Raw genomic sequence first — 18,253 nt, forward strand, 5'->3', positions numbered from 1 at the left:
GATCGAATTCGGCGCGTGAGCCGTTCTTCTTGACCACCGCCGGCAGCGTGAGCTCGATGCGCTCATAGGTGGGGAAACGCTTGTCGCAGTTGGGGCAGCGCCGGCGACGGCGGATGGTGTCGCCGTCGTCGGAGGCCCGGGTATCGATGACCTGGGTGTCGCCGTGGTCGCAGAACGGGCAGTGCATGTCCGGCTCGGCGTCCCGGCGCCCGGCTCAGCGGTAGACCGGGAAGCGCGCGGTGAGTTCGGCCACCCGCGCCCGCACTGACGCGATGCGCGCCTCGTCCTGCGGGGCGTCGAGCACATCGGCAATGAGATGCCCCACGGTCACCGCCTCGGCGGTGCCAAAGCCGCGGGTGGTCATCGCTGGCGAGCCGAGCCGGATGCCGCTGGTGACGAAGGGCTTCTCGGGATCGTTCGGAATGGCGTTCTTGTTGCAGGTGATGTGCGCCTGACCGAGCAGCGCCTCGGCCGCCTTGCCGGTGATGCGCTTGGCGCGCAGGTCGACCAGCATCACATGGCTCTCGGTACGGCCCGACACGATGCGCAGGCCGCGCTCGATCAGCGTGCGCGCCAGGGCGTCGGCATTGGCGATCACCTGCCGCTGGTAGACCGCGAAGGAGGGATCGAGCGCCTCCTTGAAGGCCACCGCCTTGGCCGCGATGACATGCATCAGCGGGCCACCCTGCAGGCCGGGGAAGATGGCGGAGTTGATCGCCTTCTCGTGCTCGGCGCGCATCAGGATGATGCCGCCGCGCGGTCCCCGCAGGCTCTTGTGGGTGGTGGAGGTGACGATGTCGGCGTGCGGCACGGGGTTCGGATAGACGCCGGCCGCGATCAGCCCCGCATAGTGGGCCATGTCGACCATGAAGATGGCGCCGATCTCGCGCGCCACCCGCGCGAAGCGCTCGAAGTCGATGCGCAGCGAATACGCCGAGGCGCCGGCGATGATCAGCTTGGGCCGGTGCTCGCGGGCCCGCGCCTCCATCTGGTCATAGTCGATGGCCTCGTTGGCATCAAGCCCGTACGAGACCACCTTGAACCACTTGCCGGAGATGTTCAGCGGCATGCCGTGGGTGAGATGGCCGCCCTCGGCCAGGCTCATGCCCATGATGGTGTCGCCGGGGTTGAGGAAGGCGAGGAACACCGCCTCGTTGGCCTGCGCGCCCGAGTGCGGCTGGACATTGGCGGCATCAGACCCGAACAGCTTGCGCACGCGGTCGATCGCCAGCTGCTCGGCCACATCGACATGCTCGCAGCCGCCGTAGTAGCGCTTGCCGGGATAGCCCTCGGCGTACTTGTTGGTCATCTGCCCGCCCTGGGCGGCCATCACCGCGGGGCTGGCGTAGTTCTCGGAGGCGATGAGCTCGATGTGCTCTTCCTGGCGCCGGTTCTCGGCGACCATGGCCTGCCAGAGCTCGGGATCGACGACTTCGATGGTTCTGCTGCGATCGAACATGGAATGACTCCTCGAACAGCCGGTGGTGGATGCTGACGGCTGCCCAGGCGCGCGGCAGACATGGAAGAAGGGCGGCAAGAACTCGCCGCCCCGGCAAGGCCTGCGCTCCCCGGTAGTGCTCTACCTGATCGCCAGTCGCGCAGACCCGCGCATTTTATCGAAGCGGCCGACGCCCGGGCAAATGAGCCGGCGCAGGCCGGGGCCGATCAGTCGAGGTGATCGACCAGCCCCCACGCCACCACCGCCCAGCCGCGGGCATCGCGGCGGATGGCGTTCAGGCTGGCGTTGCGGATGGGCTGGCGGCGCGGATCGGTCAGGGCGATGCCGGCGGCAATGCGGTGGACCACATCGAGCACCCCGCCATGGGTCACCGCGACCACGCGCTCGCCGGGATGGCGCGCGGCCATGGCCTCGATGGCGGCGAGCACCCGGTCGTGAAAGCCGCGCAGGCTCTCGCCGCCCCCGGGCAGGGCGAAGTCGAGATCGCGGCCGCGCCAGCGGGCGAACTCCGGGCCCCAGTCGCGTTGCAGTTCCTCGGGGGTCATGCCCTCGAAGGCACCGTAGTGGCGTTCGCGCATGGCCGGGTCCACCTGCACGGCCAGCCCCAGCCGGCGCGCGATCGGCTCGGCGGTCTGGCGGGCGCGGGTGAGGTCGCTGCTGTAGACCGCACTGACCGGCGCCGCGAGTGCCCGGTCGGCGAGCGCGTGGGCTGCCCGCTCGGCCTCCTCGTGCCCTTCGGGGTCGAGGGGGATGTCGATGTGGCCCTGGAAGCGGGTTTCCCGGTTCCAGGCGGTGAGGCCATGACGCACCAGCACCAGTTCGGTCATGGCGCGACCTCCGCCGCCGCGGGCCCCGGCGGGCGCACCTGCAGCCAGAAGGTCACCGGTCCGTCATTGACGAGATGCACCTGCATGTCGGCACCGAACACCCCGGTGGCCACCCGCGGGAAAGCCTCGCGGGCCGCGGCGGCCAGGCCATCGAAGAGCTCGCGGGCCAGCGCCGGCGCGGCTGCAGGCGTGAAGCTCGGGCGCGTGCCGCTGCGGGTATCGGCCGCCAGCGTGAACTGCGGCACCAGCAGCAGGCCGGCGTCACCGTGCCCGGCGGCCAGCTCGGCCAGGCTGCGGTTCATGCGGCCGCGCTCGTCGGGAAACACCCGGAAGGCGAGCAGCCGCGACAGCAGCGCGCGCGCCTGCACCGGGGTGTCATCACGCTCTGCGCACACCAGCACCATCAGCCCGCGCCCGATCTCGCCGACCACCGCGCCATCGACCTCGACGCGGGCCCGCGCCGCGCGCTGCAGCAAGCCGATCACCGCGTCTCAGCCGACCAGGGTCACGCGCGCGAAGCGACGCTTGCCCACCTGAACCACATAGGTGCCCGCCGGCAGCTTCAGACCCTTGTCGGTGACCCGCTCGCCGTCGATGCGGACCCCGCCCTGCTCGATGTTGCGGGTGGCCTCCGCGCCCGAGGGCACGAGCTGCGCCTGGCGCAGCAGCTGCGTGACCACGAGCGGTGCGCCCTGGACCGTCAGCTCGGGCATGTCCTCGGGCAGCGCGCCCTCGCGAAAACGCGCCTCGAAGGAGGCCAGCGCCTGCTCGGCCCGGGCCGGCGAGTGGAAGCGGGCCACGATCTCCTGGGCAAGCATGACCTTGGCGTCGCGCGGATTGCGGCCCTGCTCGCAGCTTGCCCTGAGCGCGTCGATCTCGGCCATCGGCCGGAACGAGAGCAGCGTGAAATAACGCCACATCAGCGTGTCGGAGATCGACATCAGCTTGCCGAACATCTCCTCGGGCGCGTCGGTGATGCCGACATAGTTGCCCTTGGACTTGGACATCTTCTCGACGCCATCGAGACCCTCGAGCAGCGGCATGGTCAGGATGCACTGCGGTTCCTGTCCGTATTCGCGCTGCAGCTCGCGCCCCACCAGCAGGTTGAACTTCTGATCGGTGCCGCCGAGCTCGATGTCGCTCTTGAGCGCCACCGAGTCATAGCCCTGCATGAGCGGATAGAGCAGCTCGTGCACCGAAATCGGCACGCCGCCCTTGAAGCGTCGGGTGAAGTCGTCGCGCTCGAGCATGCGGGCCAGGGTATAGCGCGAGGCGAGCTGGATCATGCCGCGGGCGCCGAGCGGGTCGCTCCATTCCGAGTTGTAGCGGATCTCGGTGCGGGCCGGGTCGAGCACCAGGCTGGCCTGCTCGAAGTAGGTGCGGGCATTGGCCTCGATCTGCTCGCGGGTGAGCGCCGGGCGGGTGGTGTTCCGGCCGGACGGGTCGCCGATCATGGCGGTGAAGTCGCCGATCAGGAAGATCACGGTGTGGCCGAGGTCCTGCAGCTGGCGCATCTTGTTCAGCACCACGGTGTGGCCGATGTGCAGATCCGGCGCGGTCGGGTCCAGGCCCAGCTTGATGCGCAGCGGGGTGCCGGTGCGCTCGCTGCGGGCGAGCTTGCGCAGCCACTCCTGCTCGATGAGCAGTTCGTCGCAGCCCCTCAGGCTGATGCGCAGGGCCTCTCGGGCCTGCTCGCTGATCGGGGAATCCGGGGCGTTCATGGGGGAGCCTGTTGGGTGCTTGTATCGGATGGTTTACACTGCCGGTTCGCCGATACCGAAAGCCGCGCGCCAGCACCTTGGGCCCGCGATCACGGTGTCTGTTGCCGGGAGCGCCCGGCGCCAACCGTCTGCCGCGTCGAATTCTACCCAAGCGCCCGAGCACACTGGCCCATCGCTCTCCCAGATCCCGTCTTCATGCCCCTGCCCGCCCGTCGCCTTCGCCGTATTTCGCTGGCCGTCGCCCTCGTCGGCGGTCTCGGCGCGGTCACGGCTTTCGGCACTGACCCGCTGGCGGGCGCGGCCGCGCCCGAGGTCCTCACCGTCACCGAGTCCCTGGCCGTCTCGGTCACGGCAGCCGACGGCACCGAGAGCTTCCTGCAGAGCGAGCTGGTTCGCCGCGGCGACAGCCTCGCCATCGTGCTTGCGCGGCTCGGCGCCAATGACACCGAATTCCTGCGCTTTGCCGCTACCGACCCCACCGCACGGCGGGCGCTGGTGCTGCGTCCGGGCCGCAGCCTGCGCGCCGAAATCGACTCACTCGGCCGGGTGCAGCGGGTGGCCTATCGCGGCACCGGCTTCGAGGACGATCCCCGCTCGGCCCAGGCCGCGCGTCGCCTGGTCATCCGCCGTGGTGAGGCCGGCTTCAGCGCCCAGGAAGAATCGGTGCCCATCGAGCGCAGCACCGAAATGCGTGCCGCCGAGATCCGCACCTCGCTGTTTGCCGCCACCGACGGCGCGGGCATTCCCGAGTCGGTCGCCGTGCAGATCGCCGAGATCTTCGGCGGCGACATCGACCTCCAGCGAGACCTGCGCCGGGGCGACCGTCTGCGCGTCGTCTATGACCTGCTGCGCGAGGCCGACAGCCTTGATGCCCCCGTCGCCACCCGTGTGATCGCCGCCGAGTTCGTCACCGGCGGCAAGGTGCACCGAGCGTTCTGGCATGAGCGCCACGGCAAGGGCGAATACTTCGATGCCGAGGGCCGCAGCCTCAAGAAGGCCTTTCTGCTCAACCCGCTCGAGTTCAGCCGGGTGTCGTCCGGCTTCAGCGAGGCCCGGCTGCATCCCATCATGCGAGACTGGCGCGCCCACCGCGGCGTCGACTTCTCCGCGCCGGTGGGCACTCGGGTACGCGCTGCCGCCGATGGCGTGGTCGAGTTTGCCGGCCAGCAGCGCGGCTACGGCAACGTGATCATCATCCGCCACGCCAATCAGAAGTCCACCCTGTACGCCCACCTGCAGGACTTCGCTGCCGGCATCCGCACCGGCGCACGGGTCGATCAGGGCGATGTCATCGGCGCGGTCGGCATGAGCGGCTGGAGCACCGGCCCCCATCTGCACTATGAACTGCGCATCGCCGGCGAGCATGTCGACCCCCTCAAGGTCGCCCGCCCCGAAGCACGCGCCCTCGAGCCGGCCGAGCGGGCAGCCTTCTCGGCTGCGCTAGGCCCCCTGCGGCACCGGCTCGCCCTGCTCGACAGCCTGCGCAGCGCCGGCTTCCAGTAAGCGGTCCCTGCGGCCCGCCCGGCGCCGACAGCCCATGCGCCAGCCGCCTGCCATACCGCTCACCATCGGCCTGATGTCGGGCACCAGCCTCGACGGCATCGACGGCGCGCTGGTTCGCTGGCAGGACGGTCTTCCGCAGACACTCGCATTCCGGTCCCTGACCATGCCACCCGCGCTGCGGGCGGAACTGCTGGCCTTGCAGGCACCGGTGCCTGACGAGTTGCACCGATCCCGGCTTGCCGCCGTGGGGCTGACCCGCGCCTATGCCGAGGTCTGCGAGCCGCTGATCCGGGAGGCGAAGGCCCTGTCGGCAGCCGCAGGCCGCCTCGAAGGTCACCACACGCCTGGCTCTCCGGGGGAGCACTCCCCCGGCACAGCCGGCCTGATCGGCGCGCACGGCCAGACCGTTCGCCATCAGCCCGGCTTGGGCTACACCGTCCAGCTGCTCGACGGCGCCCTGCTCGCCGAACTCACCGGCTGGGATGTGGTCTGCGACTTCCGCAGTGCCGACATCGCCGCGGGCGGCCAGGGCGCGCCGCTGGTACCCGCCTTTCACGCAGAGGTCTTCAGCCGCCCCGGCGAGCGTCGTGCCATCGTGAACCTTGGCGGCATTGCCAATGTCAGCCTGCTGGCGGGTGACGGCACCGTGCTCGGTCACGACACCGGCCCGGCCAACCTGCTGCTCGATCTCTGGGCTTCGCGGATGCTGGGCACTGCCATGGATCTCGACGGCGCGCTCGCCGCGAAGGGTCGTCCGCATGCCGGACTGCTTTCCCGGCTGCTGGCCGAACCCTACTTCGCGCGCCCCGCCCCCAAAAGCACCGGGCGCGACCTGTTCACGCCGGCCTGGCTCGACGCCGCTCTGCACGACGCCATGCCCGAGGCGGCCCGGAACGCGGCCGATGTGCAGGCCACGCTGCTGGAGCTGACCGCGCTCACGGTTGCCCGGGACTGCCGGGCCTTCGGCGCCGAGTCGGTGTTTCTTTGTGGCGGGGGCGCGGCCAATGCGGCGCTGGTGCAACGGCTGGCCGCCCTTTGCGCACCGGCACGGGTGGCTCGCACCGATGCTCTTGGCGCGCCGGCCCAGGCCGTGGAAGCGGTCGCCTTCGCCTGGCTGGCCAGGCAGCGTGTGCTTGGTCTGCCTGGCAACATGCCCTCAGTGACGGGCGCCCAGGGCCCCCGGGTGCTGGGGGCGCTGCACCGGGGGCAACAGCCCCCGGGCTGAGGCCTTCAGGCCGAGAACGACGAACCGCAGCCGCAGGTGGTGGTGGCGTTCGGGTTCTTGATGACGAACTGCGCGCCATTGAGATCGTCCTTGTAGTCGATCTCGGCACCCACCAGGTACTGGAAACTCATGGCGTCGATGAGCAGCGTGACCCCATTGCGGGTCATGACGGTGTCATCTTCGTTGGTCTCTTCGTCGAAGGTGAACCCGTACTGGAAGCCCGAGCATCCACCACCCTGGACGAATACCCGCAGTTTCAGGTTGGTGTTGCCTTCCTCATCGATCAGCTGGCGCACCTTGTCCGCCGCGCTTTCAGTGAAGATCAGCGGGGCGGGCATCTCGGCAACGGCGTTCATGTCGGTTTCTCCGGTGAATGCCACAGTGTAACGGTCGGGAACAAACCCTGCACCCGATCCGGCTATCGGCCGGACCATCGCCCTTGGCAATGCCCGGAAAGACAAGAGCCGCGCGAGGCGGCTCTCTGGGGACTGCACGGGTCCGGCGACCGAGGCCGGACCGCAAGCGTCAGCGCTTGGAGAACTGCTTGCGCCGGCGGGCCTTGTGCAGACCGACCTTCTTGCGCTCCACTTCGCGGGCGTCACGGGTGACGAGCCCGGCGCGGGAGAGTGCGGGCTTGAGGGTCTCGTCGAAGTCGATGAGCGCGCGGGTGATGCCGTGACGGACCGCCCCGGCCTGACCGCTTTCGCCGCCACCCTTCACATTGACCTTGACGTCGAACGCCTCGAGGTTGTTCGTCAGTTCCAGAGGCTGACGAACCACCATGCGACCGGTCTCACGGGCAAAGTAGCTGTCGAGCGGCTTGCCGTTCACCACCACGCGGCCGGTGCCCTTCTTGATGAACACGCGGGCCACCGACGTCTTGCGCCGGCCGGTGCCGTAATAGAACTCACCGATCATGTCAGATCTCCAGTGCCTTGGGCTGCTGAGCCGTATGGGGGTGGGTGGGCTCGGCGTAGACCTTCAGTTTCTTGAGCATGGCGTAGCCAAGCGGCCCCTTGGGCAGCATGCCCTTGACCGCATGCTCGAGGGCGCGCCCCGGGAAGCGGTCCTGCATCTTGCCGAAGTTGGTCTCGGTAATGCCGCCAGGGTATCCGCTGTGCCGGTAGTACTTCTTGCCGAGCGCCTTGTTGCCGGTGACCCGGATCTGGCCGGCATTGACCACGACGATGAAGTCGCCGGTGTCCACATGGGGCGTGTACTCGGGCTTGTGCTTGCCGCGCAGACGCAGCGCGATCTCGGCAGCCAGCCGACCCAGCACCTTGTTGGTGCCGTCAACCACGAACCATTCACGCACCACCTCGTGAGGCTTGGCGGAAAACGTCTTCATCACTGTTCCTGTTCTTGGGTGATCCGACCGCAACCCATCCGCTGGTTTGCCGCGCGGCTGGCTGCCAGGCGGTTGCCAGGCCATGCCGCGACCCTTCGCAGGGCTTGCGGCCATCCGCTGACCATCCTGTTGACGGCGGAAAGCCTGCTATTCTATCGCGGCTCTGCGCCCCAAGTCAAAGCCTTCCGGTCGGACAAAAAAAAGCCCGAACCGCAGGGTTCGGGCTGAATCCACCATTGGAGGAGGGTGGAGGAGACGCGGAGGGCTGTCACTGACAGCCGATGACCCAACTATAGACCACGCGATGCTGCGCCGCAAGAGTTTTTTGCGGCATCGCAACAAAATCAGAGGCCGGCTGAAGCCCGCAGGAAATTCTGTTTTCTTTCAGCAAGTTACGATGAATCCCGGCTCAGGCCGAGAGTTCGAATCGCTGGAATTTCCGACAATTGCTCTCGGAAACCATTCTGTTTTTCGCACCGCAACACACCCGCGTGCCGGGCCTATCCGGAGTTCTGCCCCCATGGAATGCACCGTCAGCTGGACCGGCCTCACCGGCATGAGCTTTCTGGCCACCACCGGCAGCGGCCACACCGCCGTGATGGACGGCGCTGTGGAGGGTGGGGGCAACAACCTGGCGCCGCGCCCGATGGAACTGGTGCTGGCGGGCACCGGTGGCTGCACGGCCTATGACGTGGTGCTGATCCTGCGCAAGAGCGGCCAGGACATCCGCGGCTGCGACGTGAAGCTTGCCGCCGAGCGGGCCCCGACCGACCCCAAGGTGTTCACCGCCATCCACTTCCACTTCATCGTGCGCGGCCGCGGGCTGAAAGCCAACCTGGTGGAGCGCGCGATCAAGCTCTCCCACGACAAGTACTGCTCGGCCTCGGCCATGCTGGCCCATACCGCCCGCCTGACCAAGGACTGGGAAATCCTGGAAGACTGATCCGGGCGGCAGCCCTAGATGCGGTGCGCCGTGGTGGTCATCACCCGCGCGGCCACGCGCATGGCAGCCCGAACCGGCGCCGGCAGGGTCACGCCGCCAAGCGACTCGGCGGTACGCGCATGCGCCGCTTCGTCGTCCTTCATGCGGGCGACCACCGCCCGAGACCGGACATCCTCGGCCGGCAGCCTTTCGAGGTGGCTTTCAAGGTGGCGCTCCACCTGCCGCTCGGTCTCGGCCATGAAGCCCAGGCTGAGACCGTCACCGGCCCGCGAGGCCAGCAACCCCAGCCCGAAGGCCCCGGCGTACCAGACCGGATTCAGCAGCGATGGCCGGCCGCCCAGTTCAGCGATGCGCTCGCGGGTCCAGGCAAGATGATCAATCTCCTCCTGGGCTGCCTGCTGGAAGGCCTCGCGCAGGACGGGATTGCGGGTGCCGGCAGCCTGACCGTCGTAGAGCGCCTGGGCACAAACCTCACCCACATGGTTGACCCGCATGAGCGCCGCCGCCAGCGCCCGCTGCGCGGGGGTCAGCTCCGCCTCGGCCTGCGCAGCCGCCGGGTTGGGTCGCGCAGCAGGCAAGCCGGAGGCCAGGGTGGCCATGCCGCGGCCGACCGACACCAGCAGCCGATCCAGCGGCGAAAGCGCGGGGCCGCCGCCCTGCGGCTGGCCCCTGCTGAGCGGGGCACAAACCTCGGCAGGGTGAGCGGCTTCGCGCCGAACGGCACTGGCACTTTCCGGAGAACTGGGTAGAGGCGTCATCGCGGTATGTTAACGGCCCTGATTGACGCCCCAGGCCAGTGCCTACTGTTGCCAACGCACCACAGCGTGGCGAAAAAAGCACACACCCGGGGGCAGCGTGCTTTGACCCCTGCCTGAAATTGATGACAATGCAACGACTTCCGACCGGTCCTGCTCAGCAATCCGGGCAGGTTCGGGGGGTGGTGGCGGCGTGAGGGCCGCCCGGTGATTCCAGAAACCAAGGAGATTGACCCATGAAGAAGACCCTGATCGCGCTGGCCGTTGCTTCGGCCGTCCCGGCGCTGGCGCAAGCCCAAACCTCCGTCACCCTGTCGGGCGACCTGAAAACCGGCCTGGCCCAGACCAACATCAGCAACGGTGGCGGCAGCGGTATGCAGATGACCGACGGCTCGTCCAAGTTCATCATCTCCGGCACCGAAGACCTCGGTGGCGGCCTGAAAGCCATCTTCCGTATCGACACCCGTTTCCGTCCTGACGAAGCCAAGAGCGCTGCCGCTTCCCTGGCCGCGGTTGCTGACGGCGCCACCTGGGTCGGCCTCGAAGGCGGTTTCGGCCAGGTTCGCCTGGGCCGGATCGACCAGCACTACATCTGGGGCGTTGACGAGCACGCTGCTCGCGCCACCCCGCTGCAGCACTGGAGCGTTTCGGTTCTGTCGTTCATCAACGGCACTTCCATCGCCAACACCAGCCGTACCCCGAACCTGGTTCGCTGGGATTCCCGCAGCATCGCCGGCTTCACCGTTGGTCTGGGCTACAGCACCGCCGCCTTCGCCTACGACGGCTGCACCGCCGCTCCCTCGCTGACCGCCCCGTCCCCCACCTGCGGGCTGGGAGACAACGCCAAGGGCAACGGCATGGCCGCCAACGTCAACTACGCGGCCGGCCCCCTGCGCGCTGGTGTGTCGTACTGGAATGCCTACAACGAGCCCAAGACCGTCAAGCAGAACTCGGTTCGCGGCTGGGCCGGTTACAACCTTGGCATCATCGACATCGGCGTGACCGTCGACCAGTCGTCGGTTACCGCCGCTGGTGCCACCAACGGCACCCAGGGCGCGGAAACCAAGCGGATGGCCTGGTCGATCCCGGTCAAGGCGGCTGTTGGCCCCGGCACCCTGCTGTTCACCTACACCCAGGCTCAAGACGCCAAGGTTGCCGGCACCTCCGCCGCCAACACCGGCGCCAAGTTCACGGTCATCGGCTACGACTACCCGTTCTCGAAGCGCACCAGCCTCGGCGTGTCCTACGCCAAGCTGGACAACGCCACCGGCGCGTCGTACACCCTGTTCACCGGCGCTGCGCTGGCGAACCTGCCGGCCGTCACTGCGGGCCAGGACATCTCGTCCTTCACCGTGGGCCTGCGTCACGCCTTCTGATAGACCGCTGGCGCGAGCCAGCTATCTCTCAGCCGAAAGCGCCGGATTCGTCCGGCGCTTTTTTTTGGGCCGAGTTGGTCTGCGCGGGATTCCCGGTCTGCGCCCGCGCTACCAATGCCTGATGACAGCCTGATCACAGTCAATCCGGCTCAGGGTCAATCCGGCTCGCCCGGACGAAGCCACCAGAATTTGCAGCCGTATCCGATCTCCTGGCCATGTCGTCCCGGGTTGAACCGCCGGCATGGAACGAATCGGGCACGAGCAACCTGCAACCCCTCTGAGGATCGTCCATGAAAAAGTCCCTGATCGCCCTCGCGGTGGCGTCCGCCATCCCCGCCCTGGCCCAAGCCCAGACCTCGGTGACCCTCACCGGCATCGTGAAGACCGGTCTCGACGCGGTCAGCGTCAAGAACGCTGGCACCACCGGCAACATGCTGGCCCTCACCGACGGCTCCTCGCGCTTCATCATTGCGGGTAGCGAGGACCTCGGCGGCGGACTGCGCGCCACCTTCCAGATCGACACCCGCTTCCGCCCCGACGAGGGCAAGAGCGCAGCCGCCTCGCTGTCGGCCATTGCCGACGGCGCCACCTGGGTAGGACTGGCCGGCGGCTTCGGCCAGCTCCGTCTCGGCCGGATGGACCAGCACTACATCTACGGCGTTGATGAGCACAGCAGCCGTGCCACCCCGCTGACCCACTGGAACGTATCGCTCCTGTCGTACATCAACCAGACCGCGATCGCGCGTGGCAGCCGCACCGACAACCTGATCCGCTGGGACTCGCGGGTGATGGGCGGCTTCAGCGCGGGCTTCGGCTACAGCACCGCGGCCATCAGCGCTTCCGGCGGTGGTACCTACGACGGGTGCGCTTCGGCGCCCAGCCTGACCACGACCAGCCCCTCCTGCGGGCTTGGTGCGCTGGCCAAAGGGGATTCCATCGCGGCCAATCTCGGCTATGCCGCAGGCCCGCTGCGCGCCGGCGTGTCGTTCTGGAATGCCTACAACGAACCCAAGACCGTGAAGCACGCGTCGGTTCGTGGCTGGGCAGGCTACAACTTCGGCATCGTGGACATCGGCCTGACGGTTGACCAGTCGTCGCTGACCGCCGCGGGCGCCACCAACGGCACCCAGGGCGCCAAGACCGAGCGCATGGCCTGGTCCGTGCCGGTCAAGGCTGCGGTCGGCCCCGGCACGCTGCTGTTCACCTACACCGTGGCGCAAGACGCCAAGGTTGCCGGTACGACGGCATCGAACACTGGCGCCAAGTACATGGTCATCGGCTACGACTACGCCCTGTCGAAGCGCACCAGCATCGGCGCCTCCTATGCCAAGCTGGACAACGCCTCTGGCGCTGCCTACGCGCCATTCACGGGCACGAGCCTGGCCAATCAGCCGGCCCTTACCGCAGGGCAGGATCTGACCTCCTTCTACGTCGGCCTGCGACACGCATTCTGAGCAAGCCATGGCGGCGGCCCCCGGGCCGCCTTGCCGTCGGGAAGCGCCGGGGAAACCCGGCGTTTTCCTGCCCGCATCGGCCACACCCGCCGCCGGTAAGCTCCCGGCGACCGCCCGCAGAAAGGACGCGGAGGATGCGGGGAGGAACTGCTGCATATTCGAGGAACCGAGCGCTGCGCGAGGGGCTACCCTGACTCACAGGATCGATGGTGCCGGGCGCCCGTAAGGCGCACCCCCGCCGGCAGGGCAGCGATCGCAGACAGAAGGCGCAGCAAGTCCCATGAACACCAGTCACGCAATCGACCACCGGGTCGAGGTGCAGCCCGGCGAACTCGAGATCGGCAAGGCCCTGCCCTGGGCGGTCTACGGCCGCAACGGCGTGCTCGTGGCCCAGGCCGGCTTCGTGGTTACCGACGAGTCCAAGCGCAAGTCGCTGCTGGAAAGCGGCCTGTACCGGGAGCCGCAGCGACTTCGGCTCGAGCTCGGCGGCACGCCGAACATCCGGCGCGACACCGTCAACGACGACAAGCTCAGCGAGCTTCGTCAGTCGGTGGAATTCGCGCAGCTCAGCATCGATCTCCGCGGCGAACCCGCCACCACCGTGCTGATCACCGAATACATCGGCAAGATGAACGGGCAGGCGGTGATCGTGAGCGCCCCCCCGCTGCCCGGGCGGCACAGCTGGCGCGATATCGATCAGGGCACGCCGATCAGCCTTCGGGTGCTCACCGGGCGCAGCGCCTACTCCTTCGAAAGCCAGTTGCTGCGATTCGTGGCGCTGCCGGTGCCGGTCCTGTTCCTGCGCTACCCGAGCGTGGTGCGTCACCAGCAGGTACGCAGCCGGGTGAGGGTGCGCACCCGGCTCAAGGCGGTGGCGCTGCTCAAGGACGGCACACGCATGAGTGTGTCCGTGGACAACATCTCGGGTGACGGCTGCGGCATCGATACCGACATGGTGCTCGGCGAGATCGGCACCAGCTTCGACCTGCTGTTTCGCATCGAACTGCGCGGGCAGGGATACACCCTCACCTTGCCGGCGCTCATCCGCAACACCCGCGCGCGCAAGGGCCGTCGGATCACCGGCGTGGCGTTCGCGCACGAGAACGCGCCCATGGACTCGTCACTGCTGTTCGCGCTGGAAGCCTACCTGTACGAGCAGATCATCGCCGAGTGAAGGCGCGGGTTCGCTCTCACTGGATGGCAGCGCAGACCAACGGGGGGCACCCGGCCAGCTTCCGGCAGGTCAATCCGGTGCCAGTGCCTGGCTCAGATCGGCGATGAGGTCTTCGGGGTGCTCCAGCCCCACCGACAGCCGGATCAGATTCGGCGCGATCCCGGCGGCCGCAATCGCCGCGTCATCCAGGGTGCCTGCCCACATCGCGGCGGCGTGCACCGCCAGCGAGCCCACGCCGCCGAGGCTGACCGCCTGCGCGAACAGGCGCAGACGCTTCATCACCCGCTCGGTCTCGCGGTAGCCGCCCACCACCTGCACCGCCATCACGCCACCAAATCCACGCATCTGCCCGCGGGCGAGCGCATGCTGGGGATGGGAGGTCAGGCCCGGGTAGTGGACCGCAGCGACACCGGGCAGCGACTCGAGCGCCTGCGCCACACGCAAGGCCGTGGCATTGATGCGCTCGACCCGGACCGCGAGCGTGCGCATGCCGCGCAACAGCAGCCAGGCATCCTGCGGCGACAAGGTGCCACCGAGCACGATGGCGGCGTCCCAGATGCGCTCGATGAGTGGCTCGTCGCCCACCACCACCCCGGCGGTGAGATCGTGATGCCCGCCAAGATACTTGGTCGCGCTGTGCACCACCAGATCGATGCCATGGGCGCGCGGCTGCTGGTTCAGGGGCGTGGCGAAGGTATTGTCGGCGAGGGTCAGGATGCCACGCTCGCGGGCCAGTGCGGCCAGCGCGGCCAGGTCGGTCAGGGCCAGCGTGGGATTGACCGGGGTCTCGACCAGGATCAGACGCGTCTCGGGACGCAGCGCACCCGCGAAGGCGGCCGTGTCGGTCTGATCGACGAAGCTCACGGTCACCCCGAACCGGGCCAGCAGATCGCCCAGCAACCGGGTGGTGCCCATGTAGTGGTTGGTCTGCGCCACCACATGGTCGCCGGCGCTCACCAGCGCCATCACGCTCGCACTGATCGCCGCCATGCCGCTGGCGGTCATCAGCCCGGCGGGAGCGTTTTCCAGCCCTGCGATCAGCGCCGCTGTCCGCGCGAGGGTGGGATTGCCATAGCGGGTGTAGTAGCGGGGGTGACGGCTTTGCGAGGCCATCGCGGCGAAGTCCGCGGCATCGGCAGCGCGGAAGGTGGCCGACAGATGCAGCGGCGGAGCGATCGCGCTGTCGGTGGGATCGTCGTCGCCGTGCTGCAACCAGGTCTCGGCATGGTCGGCGCCAGAGGCGCCGTGCGGGGGGGTGACGCCGGGCGCACCAGACGCCTGGCCGGCGAGATCAGCTGAGGACATGGGCAGGCTTTCGTCCGAATGGCGGGAGATCATCGATCCAGCAGGCGAGCCCGCTCGGCAGGTGGCAAGGCCGCCAGCCGCCGGGCTTCCCGAAAGAAGCGGGGCAGGTTGCCGCCCTGCTCGGCAAGCAGGTGCCGGAAACCCGGCACCCACCGGGTGTAGGTGGCCACCGACGCGAGGTGGGCATTGCCCAGTGGCTGCTCGAACCAGCGGTCATAACCGGCGAAGCCACCCCACTGCGCCCGCAGGTCCCGATAGTCGGCGCGCAGACGTTCGAATGCCGCCAGCTTGGCCAGCCGACGCTCGGCATCGGTGCCCGAAGCCTGATAAGCCGCCTCCAGCGATTCTCGGGCACGCTGCAGCAGGGCCAGGAACTGCTGGCGACGCCGGGAGGCCTCGGCATACCGGACGCCCATCTGCGGGTCGGTCTGGATCTGCAGCCAGCGCTCGACCCCGGCCTCCTCGACGGCGGTGGCCAGTGATTCATTGAAGGTGGAATCGCCGGGCAGATAGACCGCCTGGTGGGCAAGCTCATGAAAGATCAGCCGGGCCAGTTCCGTGGGCGGGTAATGGATGAAGGTGTTGAGCAGCGGATCGTCGAACCAGCCGAGGGTGGAGTAGGCCGGCACGCCAGCCACCTGGGTGTCCCAGCCTTCCTCGCGCAAGCGGGCAGCCAGGGCCTCGGCCGATTCGCGGTCGAAATAGCCCCGATAGGCCACGCAGCCCGCGACCGGGAAACACCAGGTCTTGAGCGTGAGCGAGAGCGCCGGCGCCGCAAACACATTCCAGACCACGAAGGGTCGGCCAAGGTCGGCATAGCGGGTGTAGCTGGGATTGTCGGGCAGGCCGAGTTCCGTGGCGGCAAAGCGCCGGATATCACGGGCGGTCTGCAGACGCTGACGCAGTGGCGGGTCGGTGTCGTCGCTGGCCAGCCATTCATCGATCGGCCTCGCCGCGGCCAGCATGGCGAACTGACCGCGCGCCGACTGCCAGTAGTACGGGATGTCGGCGATCATGGCGCAGCCGCTGGAGAGCAGGACGAGAACCACCAGCAGCAACGACGAGAACGACCTGATGCAGCGCATCCCGCATTCTCGCCCGGGCGCGCCGGGAGGGCGACCCTTCCCTGGTGGCAGGAGGGCAGACCATCACGCCGGGGCGGGGGATTCCGGCGCCCCGGCACCGCCATGGTGCTAAGCTCTTGCGCCTTGCCTGCCTGCCCGCAAGCCTGGGCTACGGCCGCCTGTCCACGGCGTTCCGGTGCCGGGGCGCAGGCCCCGCCCAGCACTTCCACTCGCCACCCACGCATCCATGCTCGCCTTCGTCATCCGCCGCCTGCTGCAGGCCGCGATCGTGATGCTGGTCGTGGCGTTCGTGGCGTTCTCGCTCTTCCAGTATGTGGGCGATCCGGTGCTGGCCATGGTCGGGCAGGATGCCACCCCCGAGCAGCGAGACGAGCTCCGTCGCGATCTCGGGCTCGATCAGCCCTTCCACCAGCAGTTCGCCCGCTTCGTGGGCAATGCCGTGCAAGGCGAATTCGGCCTGTCCTTCAAGCAGGGCCGCAAGGTCTCCACACTGCTGCGTGAACGACTGCCCGCCACGCTCGAGCTCTCGCTCGCCGCCGCGGTGCTTGCGCTCGCGCTGGGCATCCCGATGGGGGTCTATACCGCGCTGCGGCGCGGCGGCTGGCTGGCCAACCTGATGCTCGCCGTGTCGCTGGTGGGCGTCTCGCTGCCCACCTTCCTGATCGGCATCCTGCTGATCCTGTTCTTTGCGGTGCTGCTCGGCTGGCTGCCCTCCTATGGCCGAGGCGAGACCGTGGCCTTGGGCTGGTGGACCAGCGGTCTGTTCACCGCCGACGGGCTGCGGCATCTGGTGCTGCCGGCCATCACGCTGTGCCTGTTCCAGATGACCCTGATCATGCGGCTGGTTCGCGCCGAGATGCTCGAGGTGCTGCGCACCGACTACATCCGCTTCGCGCGGGCGCGCGGCCTGAGCAACCGTGCCATTCACTTCGGCCATGCCCTGAAGAACACCCTCGTGCCCGTGATCACCATCGCCGGCCTGCAGCTCGGTGCGATCATCGCCTTCGCGATCATCACCGAGACGGTGTTCCAGTGGCCCGGCATGGGGTTGCTCTTCATCCAGGCCGTCCAGAGCGCCGACATCCCGGTGATGGCGGCGTATCTTTGCCTGATCGCCCTGGTGTTCGTCGTCATCAACCTGATGGTCGACCTGCTCTACTTCGCGGTCGACCCGCGCCTGCGCATGGATCGTGCGGTTGCCGCCCACTGAAGGAGCTCAGTCATGAACGCCCCCGAACCCTATCTTGGCGCCCACCCCACGCTGCTGCGGCTGCGCGAGCATCATCGCGACCTGACCGAGATCCGGCACGAGCTGCACCGCCACCCCGAACTCGGCTTCGAGGAGCATGTCACGGCTGAGCTGGTGGCGCGTGAGCTCGCCCGCTGCGGGGTCGATGAGGTGCACCGCGGCCTCGGCCGCACCGGTCTGGTGGCGGTGGTACGGGGCCGGCGCGATACGCAGGGGCGTCGCATCGGCCTGCGGGCCGACATGGATGCGCTGCCCATCCAGGAGGAGAACCCGGTGCCCTGGCGATCGCAGCGCGAAGGCATGATGCATGCCTGCGGGCACGACGGGCACACCACCATGTTGCTGGGCGCGGCCCGCCATCTGGCTGCCACCCGCGAATTCGATGGCGTCGCCCATCTGATCTTCCAGCCCGGCGAAGAGGGTTTCGGCGGCGCGCAGGCCATGATCGATGACGGCCTGTTCGAACGCTTCCCCTGCGACGCGGTCTACGCCATGCACAACTGGCCCGGCCTGCCGGCGGGCAAGATCGCGGTGCGGCCCGGCCCCATGATGGCGGCCGCCGACCGCATCACCATCCATGTCGAAGGTCGCGGCGGCCATGGCGCCCATCCCTACCTGGCCATCGACCCGGTGGTGGTCGCGGCGCACATCATCACTGCCGCCCAGTCCATCGTGTCGCGCAATGTCAATCCGATCGACTCAGCCGTGGTCAGCCTGTGCTCGCTGCAGGCGGGCAACCCGGGCGCCATGAGCGTGATTCCGCGTGAGGCCACCATCGTCGGTACCGTGCGCACCTTCCGGCGCGACACCCAGGACATGATCGAGGCCC

General features: G+C 68.4%; 19 protein-coding genes and 1 riboswitch. Of the genes, 8 read left to right on the plus strand and 11 right to left on the minus strand.

Features of this window, described 5'->3' with window-relative positions:
* From AC2H6A_RS09620 to tyrS, 5 genes are all read right to left on the minus strand, one after another.
* The coding region (locus AC2H6A_RS09620; RefSeq protein ID WP_484272948.1) for an NrdR family transcriptional regulator at positions 1–187 on the minus strand (187 nt) is incomplete at its 3' end.
* A 27-nt stretch (positions 188–214) separates the two neighbouring features.
* On the minus strand, positions 215–1,459 hold the full coding sequence (gene glyA, locus AC2H6A_RS09625; RefSeq protein ID WP_484272949.1) for a serine hydroxymethyltransferase: 1,245 nt from the start codon (positions 1,457–1,459) through the stop codon (positions 215–217).
* A 34-nt stretch (positions 1,460–1,493) separates the two neighbouring features.
* A riboswitch (ZMP/ZTP riboswitch) is annotated at positions 1,494–1,608 on the minus strand.
* A 57-nt stretch (positions 1,609–1,665) separates the two neighbouring features.
* Positions 1,666–2,286: a histidine phosphatase family protein gene (locus AC2H6A_RS09630; protein WP_484272950.1), complete on the minus strand. Its 621-nt coding sequence runs from the start codon at positions 2,284–2,286 to the stop codon at positions 1,666–1,668.
* A complete protein-coding gene (gene dtd, locus AC2H6A_RS09635; protein WP_484272951.1) occupies positions 2,283–2,771 on the minus strand; it encodes a D-aminoacyl-tRNA deacylase in 489 nt (162 codons plus the stop codon). Before dtd ends, AC2H6A_RS09630 begins: the two co-directional genes overlap by 4 nt.
* A 6-nt stretch (positions 2,772–2,777) precedes the next feature.
* Positions 2,778–4,007 carry a tyrosine--tRNA ligase gene (gene tyrS / locus AC2H6A_RS09640; protein ID WP_484272952.1) on the minus strand — a complete coding sequence of 410 codons (1,230 nt, stop codon included), beginning with the start codon at positions 4,005–4,007 and terminating at the stop codon, positions 2,778–2,780.
* Positions 4,008–4,202: 195 nt separating this feature from the next.
* Here tyrS and AC2H6A_RS09645 point away from each other — a divergent pair, with 195 nt between their 5' ends.
* Positions 4,203–5,510 carry a peptidoglycan DD-metalloendopeptidase family protein gene (locus AC2H6A_RS09645; RefSeq protein ID WP_484272953.1) on the plus strand — a complete coding sequence of 436 codons (1,308 nt, stop codon included), beginning with the start codon at positions 4,203–4,205 and terminating at the stop codon, positions 5,508–5,510.
* 34 nt (positions 5,511–5,544) lie between these two features.
* Positions 5,545–6,735, plus strand: a complete 1,191-nt coding sequence (locus AC2H6A_RS09650) for an anhydro-N-acetylmuramic acid kinase (RefSeq protein WP_484272954.1) — start codon at positions 5,545–5,547, stop codon at positions 6,733–6,735.
* A gap of 5 nt (positions 6,736–6,740) precedes the next feature.
* On the opposite strand, the gene erpA is transcribed toward AC2H6A_RS09650, so the two are convergent.
* The 3 genes from erpA to rplM all read right to left on the minus strand — a co-directional run bounded on the left by erpA (position 6,741) and on the right by rplM (position 8,083).
* Positions 6,741–7,091, minus strand: a complete 351-nt coding sequence (gene erpA, locus AC2H6A_RS09655) for an iron-sulfur cluster insertion protein ErpA (RefSeq protein ID WP_484272955.1) — start codon at positions 7,089–7,091, stop codon at positions 6,741–6,743.
* 169 nt (positions 7,092–7,260) lie between these two features.
* Positions 7,261–7,653, minus strand: a complete 393-nt coding sequence (rpsI, locus tag AC2H6A_RS09660; protein WP_484272956.1) for a 30S ribosomal protein S9 — start codon at positions 7,651–7,653, stop codon at positions 7,261–7,263.
* A 1-nt stretch (position 7,654) separates the two neighbouring features.
* Positions 7,655–8,083, minus strand: coding sequence for a 50S ribosomal protein L13 (rplM, locus tag AC2H6A_RS09665; RefSeq protein ID WP_484272957.1), 429 nt, complete (start codon positions 8,081–8,083; stop codon positions 7,655–7,657).
* A 520-nt stretch (positions 8,084–8,603) separates the two neighbouring features.
* Here rplM and AC2H6A_RS09670 point away from each other — a divergent pair.
* A complete protein-coding gene (locus tag AC2H6A_RS09670) occupies positions 8,604–9,026 on the plus strand; it encodes an OsmC family protein (RefSeq protein WP_484272959.1) in 423 nt (140 codons plus the stop codon).
* Positions 9,027–9,040: 14 nt separating this feature from the next.
* Here AC2H6A_RS09670 and coq7 read toward each other — a convergent pair whose 3' ends face one another.
* A complete protein-coding gene (gene coq7, locus AC2H6A_RS09675) occupies positions 9,041–9,643 on the minus strand; it encodes a 2-polyprenyl-3-methyl-6-methoxy-1,4-benzoquinone monooxygenase (protein ID WP_484272960.1) in 603 nt (200 codons plus the stop codon).
* Positions 9,644–10,017: 374 nt separating this feature from the next.
* On the opposite strand from coq7, the gene AC2H6A_RS09680 reads away from it, so the two are divergent.
* From AC2H6A_RS09680 to AC2H6A_RS09690, 3 genes are all read left to right on the plus strand, one after another.
* Complete coding sequence (locus AC2H6A_RS09680; protein ID WP_484272961.1) at positions 10,018–11,157, plus strand: porin; 1,140 nt, start codon at positions 10,018–10,020, stop codon at positions 11,155–11,157.
* A gap of 290 nt (positions 11,158–11,447) precedes the next feature.
* The gene (locus AC2H6A_RS09685) at positions 11,448–12,611 is read left to right on the plus strand and encodes a porin (protein ID WP_484272962.1); all 1,164 of its coding nucleotides are present in this window, start codon (positions 11,448–11,450) and stop codon (positions 12,609–12,611) included.
* Between the two features lie 280 nt (positions 12,612–12,891).
* Positions 12,892–13,785, plus strand: coding sequence for a flagellar brake domain-containing protein (locus AC2H6A_RS09690; protein WP_484272963.1), 894 nt, complete (start codon positions 12,892–12,894; stop codon positions 13,783–13,785).
* Between the two features lie 69 nt (positions 13,786–13,854).
* Here the strand turns inward: AC2H6A_RS09690 and AC2H6A_RS09695 are convergent, their stop codons facing one another.
* The gene (locus AC2H6A_RS09695; protein ID WP_484272964.1) at positions 13,855–15,090 is read right to left on the minus strand and encodes a trans-sulfuration enzyme family protein; all 1,236 of its coding nucleotides are present in this window, start codon (positions 15,088–15,090) and stop codon (positions 13,855–13,857) included.
* 29 nt (positions 15,091–15,119) lie between these two features.
* Positions 15,120–16,175 (minus strand): aminopeptidase, encoded by a 1,056-nt coding sequence (locus tag AC2H6A_RS09700; protein WP_484272965.1) that lies wholly within the window; start codon positions 16,173–16,175, stop codon positions 15,120–15,122.
* A 226-nt stretch (positions 16,176–16,401) separates the two neighbouring features.
* On the opposite strand from AC2H6A_RS09700, the gene AC2H6A_RS09705 reads away from it, so the two are divergent.
* Both AC2H6A_RS09705 and AC2H6A_RS09710 read left to right on the plus strand, forming a co-directional pair.
* Positions 16,402–17,385 (plus strand): ABC transporter permease, encoded by a 984-nt coding sequence (locus tag AC2H6A_RS09705; protein WP_484272966.1) that lies wholly within the window; start codon positions 16,402–16,404, stop codon positions 17,383–17,385.
* A gap of 12 nt (positions 17,386–17,397) precedes the next feature.
* Positions 17,398–18,253, plus strand: an 856-nt coding sequence (locus AC2H6A_RS09710) for an amidohydrolase (protein ID WP_484272967.1), incomplete at its 3' end; no start/stop codon positions are given.

The organism is Quisquiliibacterium sp., from assembly GCF_982640115.1.

What these genes read in the sequence shown, in the direction of transcription:
- glyA (WP_484272949.1), bottom strand. Translation starts at nt 1,459, where the DNA reads ATGTTCGATCGCAGCAGAACCATCGAAGTCGTCGATCCCGAGCTCTGG.
- erpA (WP_484272955.1), bottom strand. Translation starts at nt 7,091, where the DNA reads ATGAACGCCGTTGCCGAGATGCCCGCCCCGCTGATCTTCACTGAAAGC.
- AC2H6A_RS09685 (WP_484272962.1), top strand. Translation starts at nt 11,448, where the DNA reads ATGAAAAAGTCCCTGATCGCCCTCGCGGTGGCGTCCGCCATCCCCGCC.
- AC2H6A_RS09705 (WP_484272966.1), top strand. Translation starts at nt 16,402, where the DNA reads ATGCTCGCCTTCGTCATCCGCCGCCTGCTGCAGGCCGCGATCGTGATG.
- rplM (WP_484272957.1), bottom strand. Translation starts at nt 8,083, where the DNA reads ATGAAGACGTTTTCCGCCAAGCCTCACGAGGTGGTGCGTGAATGGTTC.
- AC2H6A_RS09630 (WP_484272950.1), bottom strand. Translation starts at nt 2,286, where the DNA reads ATGACCGAACTGGTGCTGGTGCGTCATGGCCTCACCGCCTGGAACCGG.
- AC2H6A_RS09680 (WP_484272961.1), top strand. Translation starts at nt 10,018, where the DNA reads ATGAAGAAGACCCTGATCGCGCTGGCCGTTGCTTCGGCCGTCCCGGCG.
- AC2H6A_RS09690 (WP_484272963.1), top strand. Translation starts at nt 12,892, where the DNA reads ATGAACACCAGTCACGCAATCGACCACCGGGTCGAGGTGCAGCCCGGC.
- AC2H6A_RS09650 (WP_484272954.1), top strand. Translation starts at nt 5,545, where the DNA reads ATGCGCCAGCCGCCTGCCATACCGCTCACCATCGGCCTGATGTCGGGC.
- AC2H6A_RS09670 (WP_484272959.1), top strand. Translation starts at nt 8,604, where the DNA reads ATGGAATGCACCGTCAGCTGGACCGGCCTCACCGGCATGAGCTTTCTG.
- AC2H6A_RS09645 (WP_484272953.1), top strand. Translation starts at nt 4,203, where the DNA reads ATGCCCCTGCCCGCCCGTCGCCTTCGCCGTATTTCGCTGGCCGTCGCC.
- rpsI (WP_484272956.1), bottom strand. Translation starts at nt 7,653, where the DNA reads ATGATCGGTGAGTTCTATTACGGCACCGGCCGGCGCAAGACGTCGGTG.
- tyrS (WP_484272952.1), bottom strand. Translation starts at nt 4,007, where the DNA reads ATGAACGCCCCGGATTCCCCGATCAGCGAGCAGGCCCGAGAGGCCCTG.
- AC2H6A_RS09695 (WP_484272964.1), bottom strand. Translation starts at nt 15,090, where the DNA reads ATGTCCTCAGCTGATCTCGCCGGCCAGGCGTCTGGTGCGCCCGGCGTC.
- AC2H6A_RS09700 (WP_484272965.1), bottom strand. Translation starts at nt 16,175, where the DNA reads ATGCGCTGCATCAGGTCGTTCTCGTCGTTGCTGCTGGTGGTTCTCGTC.